Genomic DNA, 1,585 nt, shown 5'->3' with positions numbered 1-1,585 from the left:
TAAGAGGATCTGGAATATATACATCCAACTCCAAAAACTTAGAAGTAAAAAAAAATAAAATCACTAATACTGACGGTGACGGCATAGTCATAGACACTACATCCAATGATGATAGTGATGGCATAGCTATAGAAACTACATCTAATGTCGAAGTAGAAAATAACAATATTAACCAATCAAACAATGGTATTACTGTATACGATAGTAATAATGTTAAAATAAAGAAAAATATCATAGTAAAATCTCGAGAAAGCAGTATTTACACCAACAATGCCAATAAAATAATTATTGATGAAAATGAAGTTAATTCAGACACTGATGCTATTAGCTTAGATTTATCAAATGATGTTTCCATTAACAATAATAAAATTCAAGGCAATTTTTCAGGCATTTCAATAAATGAAGCAAACAACATTAATATTAGTAACAATTTGATTAATAACTCTGGGCTTGGAATATACCTCTCAAATATTAAAAAAATCAACATAAATAACAACAATTTCATATCCAATGGAAATGGCATAGATGGCAACGAAATTTCCAACATAAACATAAACAACAATAAAATAACCTCAAACGAATCAGCTATTTATCTAAACAACCTAATCAACGGAAATATAAGCAATAATTCAATCCCTAAAAGTGGAACTAATGGAATTTATCTAGAAAATACTGATAAAATAAATATTTTGAAGAACACTGTTTTTAATGTTGGTGAAATCGGTATCCTCATTGATACATTTAACAATGGACTAATCAACAACAATACAATTAAAAATTCCGCTTTTACTGGTATGGAGTTGAATTCTGTTGATAACTCTAAAGTAAAATACAATTTCTTAGAAAATACTGGTTGGCTTAGTGGAGGTTTTAGTTTGTATATGAATTCTCCTACAAACATTATTATTAGTAACAACAGTATTATTAATGGAGGTAATGATGGCATTCATATTGAAGAAGCAAATAATATTAATATTACTAATAACCTCTTAGATACCAATAATCGAAATGGAATTTACATATATTCTATTAAAAACTCAATTATCAACTCTAACCAGATATATAACCAATATTTTGCTAATGGTATCAATATAAATGAAGGAGATAATTTAATAATATCTAAAAATAAAATTAAAAATCATGAAATTGGTATTTTATTAGAAAGTGTGTATTTCAGCAAAATATCCTTTAATAAAGTTTCTGATGGTATTTGGGAGGGTATTGATCTATATGGTCAAAGCAATCAAATTTACAACAACACAGTCTTCAATATTAACCGTGATGGTATTAGCATAATGGAAGGAGAATATAACAAAGTCTTTAACAACTACATCTACAATGTTTTGGGTAGTGCTATAAGTTCTTATGGTGTGGATAACCAGATTACTAAAAATATAATAAAAAAAAGTTACTTTGGTATTAACATTGAATCTAGTAACAATTATATAGCTTTAAATAAGATTTATAATCCTATAAATACAGGTATTTTGATTTCTCGTGATACAAATACCATTAAACATAACAGTATAGCTGGTGGATCCAATGCTAAAGGCATATTACTGAAATCAGATTACAATTATGTCTA

General features: G+C 27.0%; 1 protein-coding gene. It reads left to right on the top strand.

Annotated features, from left to right (window positions below):
- Positions 1–1,585 (top strand): right-handed parallel beta-helix repeat-containing protein (locus tag MBCUR_RS02260; protein WP_157077573.1); only part of this gene is annotated, 1,585 nt, incomplete at both ends.

Source organism: Methanobrevibacter curvatus (assembly GCF_001639295.1).
GTDB lineage: Archaea > Methanobacteriota > Methanobacteria > Methanobacteriales > Methanobacteriaceae > Methanoflexus > Methanoflexus curvatus.
The sequence above is the reverse complement of the archived record's forward strand: the minus strand, read 5'-3'. Positions and strand labels throughout refer to the sequence as shown.